General features: G+C 65.0%; 18 protein-coding genes, 1 tRNA gene and 1 pseudogene. 3 read left to right on the top strand and 17 right to left on the bottom strand.

Annotated elements, in window-relative coordinates; genetic code table 11:
• The 10 genes from ASF26_RS11570 to ASF26_RS11525 all read right to left on the bottom strand — a co-directional run.
• Positions 1 to 450, bottom strand: a 450-nt coding sequence (locus ASF26_RS11570; RefSeq protein ID WP_156462967.1) for a GTP-binding protein, incomplete at its 3' end; no start/stop codon positions are given.
• Between the two features lie 63 nt (positions 451 to 513).
• Positions 514 to 2589 (bottom strand): elongation factor G, encoded by a 2076-nt coding sequence (gene fusA / locus ASF26_RS11565; protein ID WP_018044232.1) that lies wholly within the window; start codon positions 2587 to 2589, stop codon positions 514 to 516.
• A gap of 30 nt (positions 2590 to 2619) precedes the next feature.
• Complete coding sequence (rpsG, locus tag ASF26_RS11560; protein WP_018044233.1) at positions 2620 to 3090, bottom strand: 30S ribosomal protein S7; 471 nt, start codon at positions 3088 to 3090, stop codon at positions 2620 to 2622.
• 99 nt (positions 3091 to 3189) lie between these two features.
• A complete protein-coding gene (rpsL, locus tag ASF26_RS11555) occupies positions 3190 to 3561 on the bottom strand; it encodes a 30S ribosomal protein S12 (RefSeq protein ID WP_018044234.1) in 372 nt (123 codons plus the stop codon).
• Between the two features lie 599 nt (positions 3562 to 4160).
• Complete coding sequence (gene rpoC, locus ASF26_RS11550; RefSeq protein ID WP_056253788.1) at positions 4161 to 8369, bottom strand: DNA-directed RNA polymerase subunit beta'; 4209 nt, start codon at positions 8367 to 8369, stop codon at positions 4161 to 4163.
• 175 nt (positions 8370 to 8544) lie between these two features.
• Positions 8545 to 12669: a DNA-directed RNA polymerase subunit beta gene (gene rpoB / locus ASF26_RS11545; RefSeq protein WP_056253783.1), complete on the bottom strand. Its 4125-nt coding sequence runs from the start codon at positions 12667 to 12669 to the stop codon at positions 8545 to 8547.
• Positions 12670 to 12917: 248 nt separating this feature from the next.
• On the bottom strand, positions 12918 to 13289 hold the full coding sequence (rplL, locus tag ASF26_RS11540) for a 50S ribosomal protein L7/L12 (protein WP_018044238.1): 372 nt from the start codon (positions 13287 to 13289) through the stop codon (positions 12918 to 12920).
• Positions 13290 to 13346: 57 nt separating this feature from the next.
• Positions 13347 to 13877 carry a 50S ribosomal protein L10 gene (gene rplJ, locus ASF26_RS11535; RefSeq protein WP_018044239.1) on the bottom strand — a complete coding sequence of 177 codons (531 nt, stop codon included), beginning with the start codon at positions 13875 to 13877 and terminating at the stop codon, positions 13347 to 13349.
• Between the two features lie 558 nt (positions 13878 to 14435).
• Positions 14436 to 16064 (bottom strand): B12-binding domain-containing radical SAM protein, encoded by a 1629-nt coding sequence (locus tag ASF26_RS11530; protein WP_056253780.1) that lies wholly within the window; start codon positions 16062 to 16064, stop codon positions 14436 to 14438.
• Between the two features lie 186 nt (positions 16065 to 16250).
• Positions 16251 to 17564, bottom strand: a complete 1314-nt coding sequence (locus tag ASF26_RS11525) for a PLP-dependent aminotransferase family protein (RefSeq protein ID WP_056253779.1) — start codon at positions 17562 to 17564, stop codon at positions 16251 to 16253.
• Positions 17565 to 17668: 104 nt separating this feature from the next.
• Between ASF26_RS11525 and ASF26_RS22690 the strand changes: the two genes are divergently transcribed.
• The 3 genes from ASF26_RS22690 (at position 17669) to ASF26_RS11515 (ending at position 20438) form a co-directional block, all read left to right on the top strand.
• On the top strand, positions 17669 to 17905 hold the full coding sequence (locus ASF26_RS22690; protein ID WP_156462966.1) for a hypothetical protein: 237 nt from the start codon (positions 17669 to 17671) through the stop codon (positions 17903 to 17905).
• A gap of 413 nt (positions 17906 to 18318) precedes the next feature.
• Positions 18319 to 19218, top strand: a complete 900-nt coding sequence (locus ASF26_RS11520; RefSeq protein WP_244475903.1) for a sulfurtransferase — start codon at positions 18319 to 18321, stop codon at positions 19216 to 19218.
• Between the two features lie 59 nt (positions 19219 to 19277).
• Positions 19278 to 20438, top strand: a complete 1161-nt coding sequence (locus ASF26_RS11515) for a YeeE/YedE family protein (protein WP_156462965.1) — start codon at positions 19278 to 19280, stop codon at positions 20436 to 20438.
• Between the two features lie 81 nt (positions 20439 to 20519).
• Here the strand turns inward: ASF26_RS11515 and rplA are convergent, their stop codons facing one another.
• The 7 genes and pseudogenes from rplA to ASF26_RS22020 all read right to left on the bottom strand — a co-directional run.
• Entirely contained in the window at positions 20520 to 21218 is a 699-nt protein-coding gene (rplA, locus tag ASF26_RS11510) for a 50S ribosomal protein L1 (protein ID WP_018044244.1), read from the bottom strand.
• Positions 21219 to 21230: 12 nt separating this feature from the next.
• The gene (gene rplK / locus ASF26_RS11505) at positions 21231 to 21680 is read right to left on the bottom strand and encodes a 50S ribosomal protein L11 (protein WP_018044245.1); all 450 of its coding nucleotides are present in this window, start codon (positions 21678 to 21680) and stop codon (positions 21231 to 21233) included.
• 229 nt (positions 21681 to 21909) lie between these two features.
• A complete protein-coding gene (nusG, locus tag ASF26_RS11500) occupies positions 21910 to 22443 on the bottom strand; it encodes a transcription termination/antitermination protein NusG (protein WP_018044246.1) in 534 nt (177 codons plus the stop codon).
• 67 nt (positions 22444 to 22510) lie between these two features.
• Positions 22511 to 22813 (bottom strand): preprotein translocase subunit SecE, encoded by a 303-nt coding sequence (gene secE / locus ASF26_RS11495; RefSeq protein ID WP_056253773.1) that lies wholly within the window; start codon positions 22811 to 22813, stop codon positions 22511 to 22513.
• Positions 22814 to 23041: 228 nt separating this feature from the next.
• Positions 23042 to 23118, bottom strand: a tRNA-Trp gene (locus tag ASF26_RS11490).
• Positions 23119 to 23171: 53 nt separating this feature from the next.
• Positions 23172 to 23492: a YbjQ family protein gene (locus ASF26_RS11485; RefSeq protein ID WP_056253770.1), complete on the bottom strand. Its 321-nt coding sequence runs from the start codon at positions 23490 to 23492 to the stop codon at positions 23172 to 23174.
• A 108-nt stretch (positions 23493 to 23600) separates the two neighbouring features.
• Positions 23601 to 23688, bottom strand: a pseudogene (locus tag ASF26_RS22020) (elongation factor Tu); the annotation flags it as partial.

Genomic DNA, 23688 nt, shown 5'->3' with positions numbered 1-23688 from the left:
GACGAGCTCGAGGAGCTCCTCGTCGTCGACGAGGTCGACCTTGTTGAGGAACACCACCAGCGCCGGCACGCCGACCTGGCGGGCGAGCAGGATGTGCTCGCGGGTCTGGGGCATCGGGCCGTCGGCGGCCGACACGACCAGGATCGCGCCGTCCATCTGGGCGGCACCCGTGATCATGTTCTTCACGTAATCGGCGTGGCCGGGGCAATCGACGTGGGCGTAGTGACGGTTGGCCGTCTCGTACTCGACGTGAGCCGTCGAGATCGTGATGCCGCGGGCCTTCTCCTCGGGGGCCTTGTCGATCTGGTCGTAGGCCGTGAACGTCGCGCCACCCGACTCCGCCAGGACCTTCGTGATCGCCGCCGTCAGCGACGTCTTGCCGTGGTCGACGTGACCGATCGTGCCGATGTTGCAGTGCGGCTTGGTGCGGGCAAACTTCTCTTTGGCCATCGTAGCCTCCGTAATCTCAGTGTTTCAGGTGATGCTGCTGCGGTCCGGAAAAGGCGGGAAGCCTTAAGCGTACTTCGCGACGACCTTCTCGGCCTCGCCGCGCGGCACCTCTTCGTAATGGTCAAACTGCATCGTGAAGTTCGCGCGGCCCTGGGAGAAGGAGCGCAGCTGGTTCACGTAGCCGAACATGTTGGCGAGCGGCACCATCGCGTTGATGACGTTCGCATTGCCGCGCATGTCCTGGCCCTGGATCTGGCCACGGCGGGAATTCAGATCGCCGATCACCGAACCGGTATATTCTTCCGGCGAGACGACCTCGACCTTCATGACCGGTTCGAGCAGGACCGATCCACCCTTCTGGAGGGCTTCACGGAGCGCCGCACGAGAGGCGATTTCGAAGGCCAGGGCCGAGGAGTCGACGTCGTGGTAGGCGCCGTCGATCAACTCGACCTTGATGTCCACCACCGGGAAGCCGGCTAGGATACCGGCGCCGAGCACCGAGTTGAGACCCTTCTCGACGCCCGGGATGTATTCCTTGGGCACCGTGCCGCCGATGATCTTCGAGGAGAACTCGAAGCCCTTGCCCGGCTCGTTCGGCTCGACCACGAACTTCACCCGAGCGAACTGACCGGTACCGCCGGTCTGCTTCTTGTGGGTGTAGTCGATCTCGGTGCGCTTCGTGAGCTTCTCACGATACGCCACCTGCGGCTGACCGATATTCGCGTCGACCATGTAGGTGCGGCGCAGGATGTCGACCTTGATGTCGAGGTGGAGTTCGCCCATCCCGCGGAGGATGGTCTGGCCCGATTCCTGGTCTGTTGAGACGCGGAAGGACGGATCCTCAGCAGCGAGCTTGGCGAGAGCGATGCCGAGCTTCTCCTGATCGGCCTTGGACTTCGGCTCGACCGCGATCTCGATGACGGGCTCGGGGAACTCCATCTTCTCGAGGATGACGGCGTCCTTCGGATCGCACAGCGTATCGCCAGTACGAGTTTCCTTGAGACCGGCCAGAGCCACGATGTCGCCGGTGAAGGCTTCCTTCACGTCTTCGCGGTTGTTGGCGTGCATGAGAAGCATGCGGCCGACACGCTCTTTCTTGTCGCGCGACGAGTTGATGACGTTGGCGCCCGACTCGACCTTGCCCGAGTAGACACGGCAGAACGTGATCGTGCCGACATGCGGGTCGTCCATGATCTTGAACGCCAGCATCGAGAAGGGATCGCTGTCGGACGGATGACGCACGGTCTCTTCTTCGGTCTTGAAGTCGAGGCCCTTGATCTCGCCGCGATCAGCGGGAGACGGCAGGTAGTCGACAACGGCGTCGAGCAGGGGCTGAACGCCCTTGTTCTTGAAGGCCGAACCGCAGAGCACGGGGTGGAAGGCGCGACGCTGGACGGCGGTGCGCACGAGGCGATGCATCGTCTCGGCATCCGGCTCGACACCGTCGAGATAGGCCGACATGGCATCGTCATCCATCTCGACGCAGGCTTCGACGAGCTTGATCCGGTATTCCGCAGCCTGATCGGCCAGGTCGGCCGGGATCTCGGTCTCCGAGAAATCGGCGCCGAGCTTCTCGGACGTCCAGACGATGGCCTTCATCTTGATCAGGTCGATGACGCCCTTGAAGGTCGTCTCGGCGCCGATCGGAAGCTGCAGGCAAACGGGCTTGCCGGCGACGCGGTCGATGATGTCGGCGACGCATTTGAAGAAGTCGGCGCCGATCTTGTCCATCTTGTTAACGAACACGACGCGCGGAACGTCGTACTTGTCGGCCTGGCGCCAGACGGTCTCGGTCTGTGGCTCGACGCCCTGGTTGCCGTCGAGGACGCAGACGGCGCCGTCGAGGACGCGCAGTGAGCGCTCGACTTCGATGGTGAAGTCCACGTGGCCGGGGGTGTCGATGATGTTCAGGCGCTTGTCGCGCCAGAAGCAGGTGGTCGCGGCGGAGGTGATCGTGATGCCACGCTCCTGCTCCTGCGTCATCCAATCCATCGTCGCGGCGCCGTCATGGACTTCGCCGATCTTATGGGACTTGCCGGTGTAGTAGAGGATCCGCTCAGTGGTCGTGGTTTTGCCAGCATCAATGTGAGCCATGATGCCGAAATTACGGTAGTCCTCGATCGCATGCGTGCGGGGCATCGGATTGCTCCTGAAAGGGTCCGGGGCCGCTTACCAGCGGTAGTGCGAGAAGGCGCGGTTGGCTTCAGCCATCCGGTGCGTGTCTTCCCGCTTCTTGACCGCGTTGCCACGGTTGTTCGCGGCATCGAGGAGTTCGGCCGAGAGGCGCTCGACCATGGTGCGGTCGTTGCGGCCACGGGCGGCCTGGATGAGCCAGCGGATCGCCAGAGCCTGACGACGCTCGGTGCGAACCTCGACGGGGACCTGATAGGTCGCGCCGCCGACGCGACGGGACCGCACTTCGATCGCCGGAGCGACGTTCTCGAGAGCGGCGCGGAACACCTCGATCGGGTTCGCACGAGCGCGGTTCTCAACGATGTCGAACGCGCCGTAGACGATACCTTCGGCAATCGACTTCTTGCCCTCGTACATGATGGAATTCATGAACTTGGTGAGCACGATGTCGCCGTACTTGGCGTCCGGGATGATCTCACGCTTTTCAGCAGAATGGCGGCGGGACATCGCTCGCTCCGTCTATCAATCAAGGTCTTGAAACCACCCCGCGCAGGCCACCTGAACCTCGTCGAGGTCGGCGACATCCTTACGGGATGAGCGAAATTCTTACTTCGGACGCTTGGCGCCGTACTTGGAGCGGCGCTGCTTACGACCCTTGACGCCCTGCGTGTCGAGCACGCCGCGCAAGATGTGGTAGCGAACGCCGGGTAGATCCTTCACGCGGCCGCCGCGGATCATCACCACGGAGTGCTCTTGAAGGTTGTGACCTTCGCCGGGGATGTACCCAATAACTTCGAAACCGTTGGTCAGACGGACCTTGGCGACCTTACGGAGCGCCGAGTTCGGCTTCTTCGGCGTCGTCGTGTAGACGCGGGTGCAAACGCCACGCTTCTGCGGGCAAGCGTCGAGCGCCGGCACCTTGTTGCGGCTCTTCTGCGCTTTACGCGGCTGAGCGATCAGCTGGTTGATCGTCGGCATACTCTGCCCTCTTCATTCGGACCGCTTATGCGCGATCCCATGTTCGGCTTCACGAGGCAGCCCGTTTCCGGGCTGTCGCGGATCTCGATAAGAAGATCCGCAAAACGAATATGCGCCATGGATCGGTGAAGACCCGTGGCGCGTGTTCGGCAGAGGATCACGCCTTTCAGCGCGCTCGTACCTACTGATCTGACAAGGACGTCAGTCGATGTGAGTGCCGGAACCGGATTAGCGATTGTCTTACGGCCCGTGGGTCGCGACTCGCTATGTCCTGCTGTTGTGCCGGAGTGGCGTGCTTCTATGCGGGGGACGGTGGAACGTCAATCCCGAAGTACGATAAAGTTTGGTCTGACCGGCGGTTAACGTCCAATTATCGTCCCGGTCCGGAGCTCGGCGCGGCTCCGAGGTGACCGGTGTTAGGTTCGCCCGTCCGGACCACGGTGCTGGAGTCAATGGTGAGAGGTGCTGCGATGGCGATTCGCTTCGGCTCCCCTTCAAAAAATTGACCCTGTCTCCACTTAGCCTACTCGGTTTCCGGAACGAGAAAGGGCGGCCATCGCTGGCCGCCCTTGGGTTCGTTCAGAACGGTGTCGTGCCTGTCACTCGGCGGCTGGCGGCAGCTCGCTGAGGGGCTGGGCACCGCTCTCGACCGCCTTCTGCTGCAGGATCATGGCGTCGCGACGCCGCGCCACGGCGCGGATGTCGGCTGCCATCGACCCCGTGCCGGCCGGGATGAGCGAGCCGACGATGACGTTCTCCTTCAAGCCTTCGAGATGGTCGACCTTGCCGTTGACGGCCGCCTCGGTGAGGACGCGGGTGGTTTCCTGGAACGAGGCCGCCGAGATGAACGACTTCGTCTGCAGGGACGCCTTGGTGATACCCAGCAATACCGGCACGCCGACCACGGGCTTCTTGTTCTCGGCGAGCAGCTTCTCGTTGATGTCCGCGAGTTCCGTCCGGTCGATCTGGTCGCCTGTCAGGATTTCCGAATCGCCGCCATCGGTGATCTCCACCTTCTGCAGCATCTGACGGACGATCACCTCGATGTGCTTGTCGTTGATGGACACGCCCTGGAGCCGGTAGACCTCCTGGATCTCGTTGACGAGGTAGGCAGCGAGTTCCTCGACGCCCTTGATCGCCAGGATGTCGTGCGGCGCCGGGTTGCCGTCGACGATGTAGTCGCCGAGCTCCACGACGTCGCCGTCCTGGAGGTGGATGTGCTTGCCCTTGGGGATCAGGTACTCGACCGCATCCGAACCGTCATGCGGCGTCAGCGTCAGGCGACGCTTGTTCTTGTAGTCGCGCCCGAACTGAATCGTGCCCGACTTCTCCGCGATGATGGCCGCATCCTTCGGACGACGGGCCTCGAACAGTTCCGCCACCCGCGGCAGACCGCCGGTGATGTCGCGGGTCTTGGCCGAGTCGGTGGAGACACGGGCGAGGATGTCGCCCGCCTTCACCGTACCGCCGGGGTCGTAGCCGATGATGGCGTCGACGGGCAGGAAGTAGCGGGCGTCCGAACCGCGCGGCAGCTTCATCGGCTTGCCGTCCTGGTCGAGGACCAGCATGGCCGGCTTGAGGTCGGCCGTGCGCGCCGTACCACGCCAGTCGATGACGACGCGCTTGGCGATGCCGGTCGACTCGTCGGTGGTCTCGGTGATCGACTGACCGTCGATCAGATCCTCGTAGGCCACGATACCGTCGGTCTCGGTGATGATCGGACGGGTATAGGGGTCCCACTCGGCGATGCGCTGGCCGCGCTTGACGGTGTCGCCTTCGTCCACCCGCAGGCGTGCGCCGTATTGCAGGCGGTGGACCGCACGTTCCGCTCCATCGGTGCCGACGATGACCACCGCCACGTTACGACCGGTGGCGATGAGATCGCCGTCGGTGTTGCGGGCGAGTGCCCGGTTGCGGATCTTGATCGTGCCTTCGAAGCTCGACTCGATGAAGGACGAATCCGCGATCTGCGCCGCACCGCCGATGTGGAAGGTACGCATGGTGAGCTGGGTGCCCGGCTCGCCGATGGACTGCGCCGCGATGACGCCGACCGCCTCGCCCATGTTGACGGGCGTTCCACGGGCGAGATCGCGTCCGTAGCAGGTGGCGCAGACGCCGCTCTTGGTGGCGCACACGAGCACCGAGCGGATCTTCACCTCCTGGATGCCGGCCGCCTGGATGGCAGGCAGGTGCTTCTCCTCGATCGTCTCGTTGGTCTTGACGATGACCGAACCGTCCTGAGCCACGAGATCTTCGGCCGTGGCGCGGCCGAGGATGCGGATCGAGAGCGGAGCCACGACCTGGCCTGCATCGACGATGGCGCGCATCTTGATGCCGTTGGTCGTGCCGCAATCGACCTCGCGAATGACGGCGTCCTGGGCCACGTCGACGAGGCGGCGGGTCAGGTAGCCGGAATTCGCGGTCTTCAAGGCCGTGTCGGCGAGGCCCTTACGGGCTCCGTGCGTTGAGTTGAAGTACTCGAGGACGTCCAGGCCTTCCTTGAAGTTCGAGATGATCGGGGTCTCGATGATCTCGCCCGAGGGCTTGGCCATGAGTCCGCGCATCGCGGCGAGCTGCTTCATCTGCGCCGGCGAACCACGGGCACCGGAGTGGCTCATCATGTAGATCGAGTTGATCTGCTTGTCGGCGCCGTTCTCGTCCTTCTGCACGGTGGAGATGCGCAGCATCATCTCGGCGGCGAGCTTGTCCGAGCACTTGGCCCAGGCATCCACCACCTTGTTGTACTTCTCGCCCTGCGTGATCAGGCCGTCATTGTACTGCTGCTCGTAGTCCTTCACCAGCGCGCGGGTGTCGTCCACGATCGGCCACTTGTTGTCCGGCACCACCATGTCGTCCTTGCCGAACGAGATGCCGGCCTTGAACGCGTGGTTGAAGCCCAGCGCCATGATGCGGTCACAGAAGATCACCGACTCCTTCTGACCGCAGTGGCGGTAGACGGTGTCGATCATCGCGGAGATCTCCTTCTTCGTCATCAGCTTGTTGACGACGTCGTAGGGGACCTTCTTGTGCAGCGGCAGGGCCGTGGACAGGATCACGCGGCCGGGCGTGGTGTCGTAGGTCTGGGTCAGCGGCTCGCCATCGGGGCCGATGCCGTTCCACCGCCAGCGGATCTTCGAGTGCAGCTTCACGGTGTTGGCCGCGAGGGCGTGCTCGAGTTCACCGATGGTGCCGAAGACACCCTGCATCGGGTTCTTCTTGTTGGTCGGGTCGAAGGCGCCGATGGCGCCCTCGGCGACGATCGACAGGTAGTACAGGCCGAGCACGATATCCTGCGACGGCACGATGATCGGCTGACCGTTGGCCGGGTGCAGGATGTTGTTGGTCGACATCATCAGCACGCGCGCTTCCAGCTGGGCTTCCAGCGAGAGCGGGACGTGGACGGCCATCTGGTCGCCGTCGAAGTCGGCGTTGAAGGCCGCGCAGACGAGCGGGTGAAGCTGGATCGCCTTACCTTCGATCAGCTTCGGCTCGAACGCCTGGATGCCGAGGCGGTGGAGCGTCGGCGCGCGGTTGAGCATCACCGGGTGCTCGCGGATGACCTCGTCGAGGATATCCCAGACTTCGGGCTTCTCCTTCTCGACGAGCTTCTTGGCCTGCTTGACGGTGGCTGAGAAACCCTTGGCGTCGAGGCGTGCGTAGATGAAGGGCTTGAACAGCTCCAAGGCCATCTTCTTCGGCAGGCCGCACTGATGCAGCTTCAGCTCCGGGCCCACCACGATCACCGAGCGGCCGGAATAGTCGACGCGCTTGCCGAGCAGGTTCTGGCGGAAGCGGCCCTGCTTGCCCTTGAGCATGTCGGCGAGCGACTTCAACGGACGCTTGTTGGCACCCGTGATGACGCGGCCGCGGCGGCCGTTGTCGAACAGCGCGTCCACCGCTTCCTGAAGCATGCGCTTCTCGTTGCGGATGATGATGTCGGGTGCGCGCAGTTCGATCAGCCGCTTCAGGCGGTTGTTGCGGTTGATGACGCGGCGGTAGAGGTCGTTCAGATCGGACGTGGCGAAGCGGCCGCCGTCCAGGGGGACGAGCGGACGCAGGTCCGGCGGGATCACCGGAACCACGGTGAGGATCATCCATTCGGGCTTGTTGCCCGACATCTGGAAGGCCTCGATGATCTTCAGGCGCTTGAGGAGCTTTTTGGGCTTCAACTCGGAGGTCGTGGTGGCGATCTCCTCGCGGAGCGAGTTCGCGATCCCGTCGAGGTCGAGCTCCTGCAGGATGCGCCGGATGGCCTCGGCGCCGATCATGGCGGTGAAGCTGTCCTCGCCGTACTCCTCCTGGGCGCGCAGGTACTCTTCCTCGGAGAGGAGCTGACGCTCCTTAAGGGGGGTGAGGCCCGGCTCGATGACGCAGTAGGATTCGAAGTAGAGGATGCGCTCGAGGTCCTTGAGCGCCATGTCGAGCAGCAGGCCGATGCGGCTCGGCAGCGACTTCAAGAACCAGATATGGGCGACGGGGGCGGCGAGCTCGATATGCCCCATGCGGTCGCGCCGAACGCGCGCGAGGGTGACCTCGACGCCGCACTTCTCACAGATGACGCCCTTGTACTTCATGCGCTTGTACTTGCCGCACAAGCACTCGTAATCCTTGATCGGGCCAAAGATGCGCGCGCAGAACAGGCCGTCGCGCTCGGGCTTGAACGTGCGGTAGTTGATCGTCTCGGGCTTCTTGATCTCGCCGAAGGACCACGAGAGGATCTTCTCGGGGCTCGAGATCGAAATCTTGATCTGGTCGAAGCTCTGGGGCTGAGCCTGCTGGTTGAAAAGATTCATGACCTCTTGGTTCATGGATCGACTCCTGCTGACGGGGCGCACCCTCCGCCGAGGGGCTACCGCGTGCTGAAAACGTGAGGTCGGCGCAGTGACCGGTCGGGTCGCCGCTGGCCGTCGTCCCGGGAGGCGCTTCCCCTCCCCGCTCGGACCGCGCCGGCGAGGTGCCGGCGCGGGAGCGTGTGGTGTGGTCTTACTCGGCCGCCTCGGCGGGCGGGTCGAGCTGGTCGTTCGCAAGCTTCTTCGAGGAGGTGAGCTCCACGTTGAGGCCGAGCGAGCGCATCTCCTTGACGAGCACGTTGAAGGACTCGGGGATGCCGGCCTCGAACGTGTCGTCGCCGCGGACGATGGCCTCGTAGACCTTGGTGCGGCCCGCGACGTCGTCCGACTTCACCGTGAGCATCTCCTGCAGCGTGTAGGCCGCGCCGTAGGCTTCCAGAGCCCAGACCTCCATCTCGCCGAAGCGCTGGCCGCCGAACTGCGCCTTTCCGCCCAGCGGCTGCTGGGTGACGAGGGAGTACGGACCGATCGACCGTGCGTGGATTTTGTCGTCCACGAGGTGGTGGAGCTTCAGCATGTAGATGTAGCCCATCGTCACCTTGCGGTCGAAAGGCTCGCCGGTGCGCCCGTCGTAGAGCGTCGACTGCGCCGAACGGTCGAGCCCGGCCAACTCCAGCATCGTCTCGATGTCGGCCTCCTTGGCGCCGTTGAACACCGGAGTGGCCATCGGCACGCCGCGGCGGACGTTGTTGGCCGCCTCCGCCATGTCGTCGTCCGAGAGGCCTTCCAGCTCCGACGGCGAGTAGATCGCCTCCATCTCCGCCTTGAGGGGCGCGATGTCGTTGCTGCGGAGATAGGCGTCCACGGCGAGCCCGACCTTGCGGCCGAGACCGGCGGCAGCCCAGCCCAGATGGGTCTCGAGGATCTGACCGACGTTCATGCGCGACGGCACGCCGAGCGGGTTGAGCACGATGTCGGCATGCGTCCCGTCTTCGAGGAACGGCATGTCCTCGATCGGCACGATCCGCGACACGACGCCCTTGTTGCCGTGACGGCCGGCCATCTTGTCGCCCGGCTGGATCTTGCGCTTCACGGCGACGAAGACCTTGACCATCTTCATGACGCCGGGGGGCAACTCGTCGCCGCGCTGCAGCTTCTCGACCTTGTCGAGGAAACGCTGCTCGAGGCGCTTCTTCGACTCGTCGTACTGCTTCTGCATCGCTTCCATCTCGGTCATGAGACGGTCTTCGACGACGGCGAACTGCCACCATTGCGAGCGCGGGTACTCGTTCAGGAGCTCACGGCTGAGCGTGGTCTCCTTCTTGAAACCCTTCGGACCCGCGATCGGCGACTGGCCGATCAGGACGCCGGCGAGACGGGCGTAGGTGTTGCGGTCGAGGATCGCCTGCTCGTCGTCGCGATCCTTGGCGAGACGCTCGATCTCCTCGCGCTCGATGGCCTGGGCGCGCTCGTCCTTGTCGACGCCGTGGCGGTTGAACACCCGGACTTCGACGATGGTGCCGGTGACGCCCGGGGGAACCCGGAGCGAGGTGTCGCGCACGTCCGAGGCCTTCTCACCGAAGATGGCGCGCAGAAGCTTTTCTTCCGGCGTCATCGGGCTCTCGCCCTTCGGGGTGATCTTCCCGCACAGGATGTCGCCCGCGTGGACCTCGGCGCCGATATAGACGATGCCGGCCTCGTCGAGGTTCTTCAGCGCCTCTTCCGAGACGTTGGGGATGTCGCGGGTGATTTCCTCCGGACCGAGCTTGGTGTCTCGGGCCATCACCTCGAATTCCTCGATATGGATCGAGGTGAACACGTCATCCTTCACGATCCGCTCGGAGAGCAGGATCGAGTCCTCGAAGTTGTAGCCGTTCCACGGCATGAACGCGACGAGCACGTTCCGGCCGAGCGCCAGCTCGCCGAACTCCGTCGACGGACCATCGGCGATGATCTCGCCCTTCTTCACCTGCTCACCCACGCGGACCAGCGGCTTCTGCGTGATGCAGGTCGACTGGTTGGAGCGCTGGAACTTCTGCAGGCGGTAGATGTCGACGCCGGGCTTGTTGGCATCGGCCTCTTCGGTGGCGCGGATGACGATACGGGTCGCATCCACCTGGTCGACGATGCCGGAGCGGCGCGCCGCGATGGCGGCACCCGAATCGCGGGCGACCACGGCTTCCATGCCGGTACCGACGAACGGCGCGTCTGCGCGAACCAGCGGCACCGCCTGGCGCTGCATGTTCGAACCCATCAGAGCGCGGTTCGCGTCGTCGTTCTCGAGGAACGGGATGAGGGCCGCGGCCACCGAGACGAGCTGCTTCGGCGACACGTCCATGAGGTCGACGCGGTCGGGCGGCACGACGATGACGTCGCCGGCCCGACGGCAGACCACGAGGTCTTCCGTCAGCTTGAAGCTCTCGTCCATCTGGGCGTTGGCCTGGGCGACGTAGTACTTCGCCTCTTCCATCGCCGAGAGGTAGGAGACCTCCTTCGTCACCACGCCGTCCTTCACGCGACGGAACGGGGTCTCGATGAAGCCGTACTTGTTCACCCGCGCGAAGGTTGCGAGCGAGTTGATGAGACCGATGTTCGGGCCTTCCGGCGTCTCGATCGGGCAGATGCGGCCGTAATGGGTCGGGTGCACGTCGCGCACCTCGAAGCCGGCCCGCTCACGGGTGAGACCGCCAGGGCCAAGCGCCGAGAGGCGACGCTTATGCGTCACTTCCGAGAGCGGATTGGTCTGATCCATGAACTGCGACAGCTGCGACGAGCCGAAGAACTCACGCACCGCGGCCGCGGCGGGCTTCGCGTTGATGAGGTCCTGCGGCATGACCGTGTCGATATCGACCGAGGACATGCGTTCCTTGATGGCGCGCTCCATGCGCAGGAGACCCAGGCGGTACTGGTTCTCCATGAGCTCGCCCACCGAACGCACACGGCGGTTGCCGAGGTGATCGATGTCGTCGATCTCGCCCTTGCCGTCGCGCAGATCCACCAGCGCCTTGACGACCGCGAGCATGTCCTCGCGGCGCAGGGTGCGCACGGTGTCCTCGGCATCGAGGTCGAGGCGCATGTTCATCTTCACGCGGCCGACGGCCGAGAGATCGTAGCGCTCGGAATCGAAGAACAGCGAGTGGAACATCGCCTCGGCGGTGTCGAGCGTCGGCGGCTCGCCGGGACGCATGACGCGGTAGATGTCGAACAGCGCGCCTTCGCGGGACGAGTTCTTGTCCACGGCGAGGGTATTGCGGATGTAGGGACCGACATTGACGTGATCGATGTCGAGAACCGGAAGTTCGGAAACGCCGACCTCTTCCAGGCTCTTGAGGAGCTTGTCGGAGATTTCGTCGCCGGCCTCGGCCCAGATCTCGCCGGTCTTCGCGTTGACCAGATCTTCGGCGATGTACTGGCCGATCAGGTCCTCGTCGGTGGCCTTCAGGAACTGAACGCCGCGCTCGCTGATCTGGCGGGCATTGCGGGCGTTGAGCTTCTTGCCAGCTTCGAGCACGACTTCACCGGAATCGGCATCGACCAAGTCGACGGAGGCCTTGAAGCCCTTCAGGCGGTCGGCATCGAACGGCACGCGCCATTCGGCGCCGTCGCGGTCGTAGACGACGCGGTTGTAGAAGGTGGAGAGGATCTCTTCGCCGTCGAGGCCGAGGGCGAACAGCAGCGACGTCGCCGGAAGCTTGCGCTTACGGTCGATACGCACATGCACGATGTCCTTGGCGTCGAACTCGACGTCGAGCCAGGAGCCGCGATACGGGATGATGCGGGCGGCGAACAGGAGCTTGCCCGACGAGTGGGTCTTGCCCTTGTCGTGGTCGAAGAACACGCCCGGCGAACGGTGCATCTGCGAGACGATGACGCGCTCGGTGCCGTTGACGATGAAGGTGCCGTTCTCCGTCATCAGGGGCATGTCGCCCATGTAGACGTCCTGCTCCTTGATGTCCTTGACGGACTTCGCCCCGGTATCGGGGTCGACATCGAACACGATGAGGCGCAGCGTCACCTTGAGGGGAGCCGCGAAGGTGATGCCGCGCTGGCGACACTCGTCGACATCGTATTTCGGCTGTTCGAACGTGTACTTGACGAATTCGAGGAGCGCGGTCGCCGAAAAATCGGAGATCGGGAAGACCGATTTGAACACGGTCTGCAGGCCTTCGTCGCCCCGTCCGCCTTCCGGCTCGTCCATCATCAGGAATTGGTCGTAGGATGCCTTCTGAACCTCGATGAGGTTCGGCATCTCGGCGACTTCCTTGATCTTGCCGAAGAATTTGCGAATGCGCTTGCGACCGACCAGCGTGTTGGCCATGGGTGACCTCGCTCCTACGTCCCGCGTACCGGGTGCCCGGGGAAGGCTTTATGCCTCCCGCGACCAGGCGATGAACCCGTCCCGCCGGACCAAGCCCACCCGAAATGAAATGCCGCCGGTCCGTTCCAGGACCGCCCGGTCGCTTGAAGCGACCTTAGCCCACGGGTCGGAGACCCGCGGGCGTCGGTGCCGGCCGGCCCCGATGGGACCGACCGGAAGTGACGGGCCTGATTTGGCCCATCGGCAACTTACTTGAGCTCGACCTTGGCGCCGGCCTTCTCGAGCTGAGCCTTGAGCTTCTCGGCCTCTTCCTTGTTGACGGACTCCTTGACAGCCTTCGGAGCGCCCTCGACGAGGTCCTTGGCTTCCTTGAGGCCGAGGCCGGTGATCGCGCGGACCTCCTTGATGACCTCGATCTTCTTGTCGCCGGCGGCGGTCAGGAGAACCGTGAACTCGGTCTGCTCCTCGACGACGGCGGCCGGGCCAGCGGCCGGACCGGCGACGGCGACGGCAGCAGCGGCGGAGACGCCCCACTTCTCTTCGAGGAGCTTGGCGAGGTCGGCGGCTTCGAGAACGGTCAGCGAGGACAGGTCGTCGACGAGCTTGGCAAGATCAGCCATTGTATTCTTCCTTTGGATATCGGTTTGAACGGATGGTTTGTGAAGGACGAGGCGGCGTCAGGCCGCTTCGTCCTGAGCCGCGTCCTTGGTGGCATAGGCTCCGAACACGCGAGCCAGCTTGGCAGCCGGAGCGTTGACGACCTGAGCGATCTTGGTCGCGGGAGCCTGGATAAGGCCCACGATCTTGCCGCGCAGTTCGTCGAGGGACGGGAGCGACGCGAGCGCCTTCACACCGTCCGGGTTCAGAGCGGTCGTTCCCATGGCGCCGCCGAGGATCACGAGCTTGTCGTTACCCTTGGCGAAATCCACCGCAACCTTCGCAGCCGCGACCGGATCGCTCGAATAGGCGAGCAGGGTCGGACCCTTCAGGAGGGGCTTGATGGAGGCGACGTCCGTGCCATCGAGAGCGATGTTGGCGATGCGGTTCTTGGTGACCTTCACGGTGGCACCGGCCAGCTTCATCTGCGCGCGCAGCTTCTGCATCTCGGCGACCGTGAGGCCTTTGTAGTGGGCCACGACGACGACGGACGTGTTCGCAAACACGCCGTTGAGCGTCGAGACGAGATCAGCTTTGGCTGTCCTGTCCACTGGGGCTCTCTCCGGTTGGCGGGTCCCTCTCGGGGAGGGGCCGCCGGTTGCACATGCCGCCCGGAACGGAACTCGGCTCAGCGAGAAGCCGGAACGTCCTGGACGACGCTTCACGGCCCTGTCCCCTGACATCCTCCGGAACGGTGGACGGCACGGGCGAGATGGTTCAAACCGATCCCTGCCTGCGCCGCGAATCGCGGTGCCGAGAGGGTCTTGAATTCGGTCTTCCCCGTCTGTGCAGGCTGGGGAATTAAGCCGGTTGCCCAGCGCCTGCAGTCTCGGACAGGACATGGCCGGACGAGGCTTGAAGGGGCTGTTCGCCCCTCAAAGCCTTCCGGCCATTATCGTCTGGTCACCCAGACGAATTCGCATGTCGGATATCGACCGATTGGTCGAATCCTTTCAAAGTGTGAAAACGTTGAGCGGGGTCTATAGGCCCTAGCAAGCGCCCTGCCAAGTGCCTCGTGCAGGAAATCGACGCCCGACAGTACGATTTTGATTGACGGGATTTCCTCCCGCCTCTTCAGCGGGAGGATCTTCGGGCGCCGAGGTAAGTCTCTACGTCGGCAGGAACTTACGCGCGACTTGCCACCAGGGCGTCCGGGCATTCTCCAGCTTCTGCTCGGCCTTGGCCGCGTAGAAGGAGGCGTTGTGTTCGCCGCGGAGCGCCTCGCGGGTGAAACGGATCAGGTGATGGGCGACGAAGCCCATGTTGAAGACCGCCTCGATCTGCCCGCGCTTCAGGGCATGGCCCGCCGCACGCCAGAACACGCCCCGGTAATCCGACAGGATTCCCACGCGCAGGGCGATGTTGAAACCGAGCACGAGGCCGCGACGGAGATTGGTCCGCGTCAGCTTGCCCCTGGTGGGCGTCTTGATCCGGTGCGGATAGGTCCGCTCCACCTGATAGCGGAAGCGCGCGAACAGGTTCTCCGGCTCGTATGCATGGGCGATGGCCCGGCGCCAGCTCGCCACTACGTCGTCGTGCGGGCGCTTGAACAGGACGTTGGATTCCAGCGCCGCGTCGTGGGTGAGGCGCCCCTCGCGGGTCAGCCTGTCCCAGAGCGGTGTCTTCGGCAGGGCCTGGAGCAGGTTCATCGTCAGCACCGGCACCGCCGACTTGTCGACGAAGTCGATGAGCTTCTGCTCCGAGCCGTCCGTCTCGGTGTCGAGGCCCAGGATAATGCCCGAGGTGACTTCGAGGCCGAAGCTGTTGAGCGTCTCGATCGCCTCGTACATCGGCACGGCGGCGTTGTGCTTCTTGTCGATGCCCGCCAGCGCGTCCTCTTCCGGCGTCTCGATGCCGACGAAGACGGTCATGAAGTTCGCCTGGCGCATCAGCTCCAGGATGTCGGGCTGCTTGGCCATGTTCAGGGTCGCCTCGCAGGCGAACTGAAGCGGGTAATGGTTCTTCTTCTGCCACTCCACGAGGTGGGGCAGCATGTCCTTCGTGGCCTTGCGGTTGCCGATGAAGTTGTCATCGACGAAGTACACGACGGCCGGATGGCCCGGCTGCGAGATGATCGCGTCGAGCTCGCCGAGCATCTGCTCCGGAGTCTTCAGGCGCGGCTGCCGGCCATAGAGCTGCGGGATGTCGCAGAACTCGCAGCGATAGGGGCAGCCGGACGAGAATTGCAGGGAGCCGATGAGGTAGCGCTTGAGGGGGGCGGCCTCGTAGGCGGGGGCCGGAAAGTCCGAGAGCGGAAGGCGCTCCTTGGTCTCCAGGCGAACCTGGCTCGCCGGGATCGACACGTCGCGGTCGAGGATCGACACGAGCTCGTCGGTGGCGTCGCCGATCTCGCCGATATGGAGATAGTCGAATTCCGGATATTGCTCGGGCGATCCGGACACGGACGGACCGCCGAGGGCCGTCACCTTACCGGCCGCATGCGCCCTGGCGTAGATGTCCCGGATCTGGGGGGCCTGGATGTGCATGCCCGACACGAACACCGCATCGGCCCAGGCGAAATCCTCCGGCCCGGCCCGTTTGATGTTCTCGTCGATGAACCGGTATTCCCATTCCTCCGGCATATAGGCCGCGATGAGGAGAAGGCCCTGCGGGGGCATGAAGGCCTTCACCCCGCCCATTAACGGGTAGGCATGGGCGAACGTCCCGAAGGACGGCGTGTATGCGGGAAAGACGCACAGGATGCGTCGGTTCGAGGTGACGGAGAGGGTGCATCGCATGGCGGCATTCCTAGCACAGACAGTTGCGGAGGCGTCACCCTCGCATGTTGATTTCTTGACCCTTTCTGGGATGGATCTCGCCTTGCAGCGTCGCCGGGGGCGATCCTTCGCGCGCGTTTGACGCAGGCGCGAGATGTGCCTCGGGCCCACCGGCCCGTCGTGCGGGTCCCGCCGACGGTGTGGATCTCACTCCACCACGGAATCGTCTTCGTCGAGGGCGAGGCGCTGCAGCGTCTGAAGTGCGGTCTCGAGCCGCTCGAAGGGCGGTGAGCCGAGCGCGAGGCGCACCCCGTTCTCCGGCGTTGCCGGATCGATGGCAAAAGCGCTGGCCGGCGACACCGCCACGCCATTGCGCGCCGCGGCGCCCGCGTAGCGTTCCGCCGTCCAATGGGGAGGAAGCGATAGCCAGAGGTGGAACGCCCTCGGGTCGCCCCGAACGTCGAGGCCGCTCAGCGCTTCTCTGGCCGCGCTCTGGCGCGCTGCCGCATCCGCCCGCTTCGCCATGCCGATCCGGCGCGCCGTTCCGTCGTTCATGAGGTGAAGCGCCACCGCCAGGGGGAGTCCGCTCGCGGTCCAAGCTCCCGTGCGGATCGCGCCCGCGAGTCGCTGCGTGAGGTGGGGCGGCCCGGCGACGAAACCGAGGCCCAGGCCCGGAGCGAGGCGCTTCGACAAACTGTCGATGACGATCACCCTCTCGGGTGCCAGGGCGGCCAGGGGCTCCTCGTCGCAGAGGAACCCGTACACGGCGTCCTCGATGCAGACGAGGTCATGCCTGCCGAGGAGTGATGCGACGGCGCGCCGGCGATCCGCGCTCATGGTCTGGCCGAGGGGGCTTTGCAGGACGGGCTGGAGGTAGAGGGCGCGGAGGGGGGCCTCGCGATGTGCCCGCTCGATGGCGTCCGGGATCACGCCCTCCGCATCCATCGCGAGGGGAACCAGTTCGACGCCGAGCCGGGCCGCGAGGCCCTTGACGATGGGATAGGTCATGGCCTCGACGCCGATCCGATCGCCGGGCTGGGCCAGGGCCGAGATCGCCGCGGCGATGCCCTGGCGTCCGGCCCCGGTGAACAGGACGGTCTCGGGGTCGGCCGACCACCCTCCCCGCGCGAAGAAGGCCGCCGCCCCGGCGCGCGCCGGCTCCTTCGCGCCCGGCCGGACCGGCGAGAACGCAGCTCGGAGCCTGGCCGGTTGGAGCAGGGCGCCGAGGCTGGCGCTCAGCTCCGCCGCCTGATGGGGCAGGATCGAGTAGACGTGCTCGAGATTGATGAGTGCGGTCTCGGCGTCCGGTGATCCCGCCGCGCCGGTGGCCGAGGCCCGAATGAAGGTGCCGCGCCCCACCTCTCCGGTGATCAGTCCGCGCCGCGACAGCTCCGCATAGACACGGCTCGCGGTGGAGACGGCGATCCCGCGCTCGAAGGCGAACTGCCGTTGCGTCGGCATCCGGCTCCCCGGTGCCAGGCGCCCCTGGGCAATGTCCGCGGCGATCCTCTCCGAAATCATCCGATAGTCCGCCACGCGTGCATTGCTCCGAGTACAATAATCCAATTGATTCGATTCAAATTCAGATCAATAGGATTGAGTGACCCGATGGAGGTGACCCGATCATGCCGATATCCGACAATCTATCCACCGATTCGCAGCCTCTTTCGAGGCCGTTCGGCGCTCTCAGCCACCCTAACCAATCCTTTCCCGCGAGAGCAATCTCCCTCCTGTTGATCTGGTACAGCAGAGCGGCCGGACGGCGTACAATTCGCGAATTGACCTCGGAACAAGTGAAGGCGCTCGATCTCGATCCGGTCGCCCTGCGTGCAGAGGCCGCCAAGCCGTTCTGGCGTGCATGAGCACCGACGCGGATGCCCGGGCGGAAAGCCGGGCATCCGCCCGCAGGGCCCGAATGGGTATGGTCCGGGGTCGGATCTGTGACGAAGAACCGTCCCCATCGTCCTCCCTGCCCCGCCTTCTCCGAATCCCGCGCCTTTGGTCTGGGTTCGCGGACGGTTGAAGGCTCAAGATAATCCCTGTCTTTTTGTGATGGCTGCGGCAGTTGTATTCTCTCGACACACCGATATTTGAAATAACATTGTATTGATTTAAGTTCTGAAGATAAACACCATTGTGCGGTCAAATTTCGGAGCGTGACTTGCAGTTGTGCAAGCTCAACCGCGATGCGACGACTCTTCCCTGCCGGAGCGCGCCCGTGTCCTTCAGAACCCTTCTTGCCGCACGTATGGCTCTGGCCGCCCTGGCCTTGCCGATGATCGGGCCGGTGGCGGCTCACGCCACCGAGCAGAAACAGAGCCTGACCAGCCCCCTCGTCTCCACCGAATGGCTCGAGGCCAATCTCGCCTCGCCGAAGCTCCGGATCGTCGAAGTCAGCGTCGAGCCGGGCGTGTACGAGCGCGGGCATGTGCCCGGCGCACAGAACGTCCTCTGGCATACGGATCTCGTGGAGACCGTGAGCCGCGACATTGCCGGGCCGGAGAAGTTCGCGGCGCTCATCCGGCGTCTCGGCATCGATCGCGAAACCAGCGTGATCCTCTATGGCGACAACAACAACTGGTTCGCCGCCTGGGGCGCCTGGGTCTTCGCCCAGTACGGGCTCGTCGACAACGTGAAGCTCCTCGACGGTGGCCGCAAGAAATGGGAGGCCGAGAAGCGGCAGCTCGATACCCGCAGCCCCGACGTGGCCGCCTCGACTTTCCCGGTCACCCCGGTCTCCAACGCCCAGCGCGCGCGCCTTGCGGACGTTCTCGCGGTGGCGCGCAAGGAGCGGAACGAGACGATCCTCGACATCCGCTCGCCGGATGAATTCTCGGGCAAGCTCATCGCGCCGGCAGGAGTTCAGGAACTCGCGATCCGGGCGGGCCACATTCCCGGTTCGGTGAACGTACCCTGGGGCAAGGCCGTGAACCCGGACGGTACCCTGAAATCCGTGGCGGAACTGAAGAAGCTCTATGCGGATGTCGGGATCGACGGCTCGAAGCCGATCATCACCTCCTGCCGCATCGGTGAGCGCTCCAGCCATTCCTGGTTCGTGCTGAGTCGCGTCCTCGGTTACCCCGTGCGGAACTACGATGGCTCCTGGACCGAATACGGCAACGCCGTTGGCGTTCCCGTGGTCAACCTCGCCGGGACGGTGTGGTCGGGCAAGTGACGGCTCCATCGCTATCCGAACACCGCGCGCCCGGTCTTTCGACCGGGCGTTTTTCCGTGATGCTGCGGGTCGCGTCGGCGGCCCTGATCGGGACTGCATTGCTGGCCGCGGCCCTGAAGCTGTCGGGCGATGCCGGCGGCAGCCGGCTCGCGCTGTCCCTGACATTCGGAGCCCTGTTCGGCTTCGTGCTGCAACGCTCGCGCTTCTGCTTCTTTTGCCTGTGGCGCGATCTGATCGATCGGCGTGATCCGCGCGGGGCGCTCGGCATCCTCGCCGCCCTGGCCGCGGGGGCGGTTGGCTACAGTGTGGTCCTCGGAGCGTGGCTGCCTGATCCGAGCGGCGTGCGGTTGCCCCCGGATGCGCATATCGGCCCAGTCGGGCCGGTCCTCGCCCTCGCCGGCGCCGCCTTCGGGGCGGGCATGGCGATCTCGGGTTCCTGTATCGGCGCCCATCTCTACCGGCTCGGCGAGGGCTCGCCCACGGCACCCTTCGCCCTGTTGGGGACGGCCCTCGGCTTCGTTCTCGGCTTCTTCACTTGGAACACGCTCTACCTCGCCAGCATCTCGGAGGCGCCCGTCATCTGGCTGCCCCGTCATCTCGGCTATGCCGGCGGCCTCTTCCTCACGCTCACGGTCCTGGCGGCATTGGCGGTGCCTCTGCTGCGATGGTTGCCTCCCGCCGAAGGACTATCACCGGGCCGCGTCGAACCGCTTCGAGCGGTGTTCGTGCAACGTTGGCCGACTTGGCTGGGAGGGCTCGCCGTCGGGGCGCTGGGCACGCTGGCCTATCTGCGGGTGGGGCCGCTCGGCGTCACGGCGGAGATCGGCGGCCGGGCCAGGCAAGCCGCTGCCGGGCTCGACCTTCTGCCGGCGCGGCTCGAAGGGCTCGACGGGTTTCGCGGCTGCGCCACCGCCATCCGCGATGCGGTCCTGACCCCGAACGGCCTGTTCATCGCCGGTCTCGTCGTGGCGTCCCTCGCCGCCGCCCTGGCGGCGGGCGAGTTCCGCCCCACCCTGCCCAAGCGCGGCCAGATCGGGCGCGGCCTCGTCGGTGGAATTCTGCTCGGCTGGGGGGCGATGACCGGTCTCGGCTGTAGCGTCGGCACGCTGCTGTCCGGGATCATGGCGGGTGCCGCATCGGGCTGGCTCTTCGGCGCGACGATGTTCGCCGGGCTCACCGCGACGCTACTGGCGGGCCGGCGCCTGTCGCTGCTGCCATAGACAGACACAGCGCCCGGACAAAAAGAAAACGCCCGGCCTTGAGGGCCGGGCGTTTTCATATCCTTACGTGAGAAGCGCCGATCAGGCGGTCAGCACGGTCGAGGGCTCGACCCGCACGCCCGGGCCCATCGAGGACGTCACGGCGACGCGCTGGATGTAGGTGCCCTTGGCGCCGGCGGGCTTGGCCTTGGCCACCGCGTCGGCGAACGCCTTGATGTTCTCGACGAGCTTGGCTTCGTCGAACGAGACCTTGCCGATGCCGGCATGGACGATGCCCGCCTTCTCGACGCGGAACTCCACCGAACCGCCCTTGGCGCCGGCGACCGCGGACTTCACGTCCATGGTGACGGTGCCGACCTTCGGGTTCGGCATCAGGCCGCGGGGGCCGAGCACCTTGCCGAGACGGCCGACGAGGGGCATCAGGTCCGGGGTCGCGATGCAGCGGTCGAACTCGATTTTGCCGCTCTGGACGATCTCAAGCAGGTCCTCGGCGCCGACGATGTCGGCACCGGCGGCCCGGGCCTCGTCGGCCTTGGCGCCGCGGGCGAACACCGCCACCCGCACGGTCCGGCCGGAGCCGTTGGGCAGGTTGCAGACGCCACGGACCATCTGGTCGGCGTGACGCGGGTCGACGCCGAGATTCATCGAGACCTCGACGGTCTCGTCGAACTTGGCGCTGGCCTTCTGCTTCACCAAGGCGATCGCCTCGTCGATGGTGTAGAGCTTGAGCGCGTCGATGCCCTCGCGGGCGGCGCGGATGCGCTTGCCTTCGTGTGCCATTGTGCCCTCCCCTTAAGCGACGACGTCGAGGCCCATGGCCCGCGCGGAGCCACGGATCATGGCGACGGCGGCGTCAACCGAGTCGCAGTTCAGGTCGGGCATCTTCTTCTCGGCGATCTCGCGAAGCTGAGCTTCGGTGACCTTGCCCACCGTCGGGCCCTTGCCCGGGGTCTTGGAGCCGGAAGCCGGCTTCTTGCCGATCTTGAGGCCGGCGGCCTTCTTCAGGAAGAAGGTGACCGGCGGCTGCTTCATCTCGAAGGTGAAGGAGCGGTCCTGGTACGCCGTGATGACGACCGGGATCGGGGTGCCCTTCTCGATCTGAGAGGTCTTCGCGTTGAAGGCCTTGCAGAATTCCATGATGTTGAGGCCACGCTGACCGAGCGCGGGGCCGATGGGCGGCGACGGGTTCGCGGCGCCGGCCGGAACCTGAAGCTTCACGTAGCCCGTGATCTTCTTTGCCATAGGGACTGCTCCCAAATGTAGGCTCGCCGCCCGGCTGCCTGGAGCACGGACGGGGCGAGCGGTTGCAGGTCGCGGTGCGGTCCGTGGATCCCGGCGGCAAACCGGGCGGACCTCCCGCGTGTGAAACCGTCCGGGGAGCGACCCCTACGGCCATTTTCACGCTCGGCTTGGCACCGCGCGGAAAAACTATAGACCGGTCAGTCGCGACCGACCTCGAAATTCGAAAAAATCAGATCTTCTCGACCTGGGCGTATTCGAGTTCCACTGGAGTGGCGCGACCGAAGATCGACACGGCGACCTTGAGGCGCGAACGGCTCTCGTCGATTTCCTCGACGGTGCCGTTGAAGGAGGCGAAGGGACCGTCGGCGACGCGGACGGTCTCGCCAATCTCGAAGGAGATCGAGGGCTTGGGCCGATCGACGCCCTCGGCGACCTGACCCTTGATGCGCTCGGCTTCTGAATCGGGAATCGGCACCGGCTTCGACTTGTCGGCGCCGAGAAAGCCGGTGACCTTGGGGGTGTTCTTAATGAGGTGATAGACCTCGTCGGTCAGGTCGCACTTCACCAGCACGTAGCCGGGGAAGAACTTGCGCTCGGCGTCGACCTTACGGCCGCGGCGGACTTCGACGACCTTTTCGGTCGGGACCATGACCTCGTCGAACAGCTCCATCAGCCCGCGCTGAGCCGCCTGATCCTTGATGGACTGCGCGACCTTGTTCTCGAAGTTCGAGTAGGCGTGGACGATGTACCAGCGTTTCGACACGGTTCTCACCAAATCCTGACGTCGGCCTGCCCGGTCGCGACGACGCGCCCAGGGAGACTCAGTTGTTCTAGGCGCCGACCCCGAGGATCAGGGTCACGATGTAGCGCAGGGCCTGGTCCACGACCGTGAAGAAGATGCTCGCCGCCACGACCATGATGAACACCATGATCGTCGTGACGGTGGTCTCCTTGCGGGACGGCCACGTGACCTTGCGGCCCTCGTCGCGCACCTGGGACAGGAACTCGGCCGGGCCGACGCGCTTGGGCGCGGGCCGCACGGGCGGGGTCGCCCGAGGCGGCGTCGGCGTGGCGGAGCCGCGCTGCGGGGTGCGCGCCAGGTCCGCCTTCTTCGTTGCTTCGTTCGATGCCATTGATGCCAACAACAGGGAAAATCGGCTCTGACCGGAAAGCGGGCCGGTGCGGAGGCTCTGGTCGAAGCCCGCACCGAACACAGTCACCGATCTCGGAGTGCGAACGCTCTAGCGCAAGTCCCGGGTATTGTCGACCGTCGCGGACATATCGACAGAGAGCGGGAAAACACGCTCCGGGTCGACACTCCCGACGGGAGGCCGTTCCGGTGTCGCGCTTAAGGAAAACACTGGCAGGAGTGGAGGGACTCGAACCCGCAACCTCCGGTTTTGGAGACCGGCGCTCTGACCAGTTGAGCTACACTCCTACGCGCCCCGCTCCTCTATACAGGAACGAGCCCGTGCACAAGCGCGACATTGCCTATTCCCGAACAACTCTCACCGCGGTGCCATAGGCCAGGACTTCGGTGATGCCGTCCATGATGTCGGTCGCATCGTAGCGCATGCCAACGATCGCATCGGCCCCGGCCGCTGCCGCCTGTTCACACATGTGCTCGAACGCTTCCCGGCGAGCCGTTTCGGCGAGAGCGAGGTAGGCGTCGATCCGACCGCCGAACAGTGCCTGTACCCCGCCGACAACGTTGCCGATCACGCTGCGTGAGCGGACCGTGATGCCACGGACCACCCCGAGATGGGCGACGACGCGATAGCCGGCGATCTCGTTGGTGGTGGAAACCATCATCGTGCGGATGTCCTCATGACCGAAGGCAAAAAAACACCCACGGATCTGCGGCGATCCGTGGGTGACGCGGTGTTGCCGGAAAAGCGCCCCGGCCGGGGCGTACCGAACTTAATCGTTGATGGCGGCGACGACGCCTGCGCCGACGGTGCGGCCGCCTTCACGGATGGCGAAGCGGAGCTTCTCTTCCATGGCGACG

It is taken from the genome of Methylobacterium sp. Leaf93 (assembly GCF_001422345.1).
Classification (GTDB): Bacteria; Pseudomonadota; Alphaproteobacteria; order Rhizobiales; family Beijerinckiaceae; genus Methylobacterium; species Methylobacterium bullatum.
This window is presented reverse-complemented; position numbering and strand designations above follow the sequence as displayed.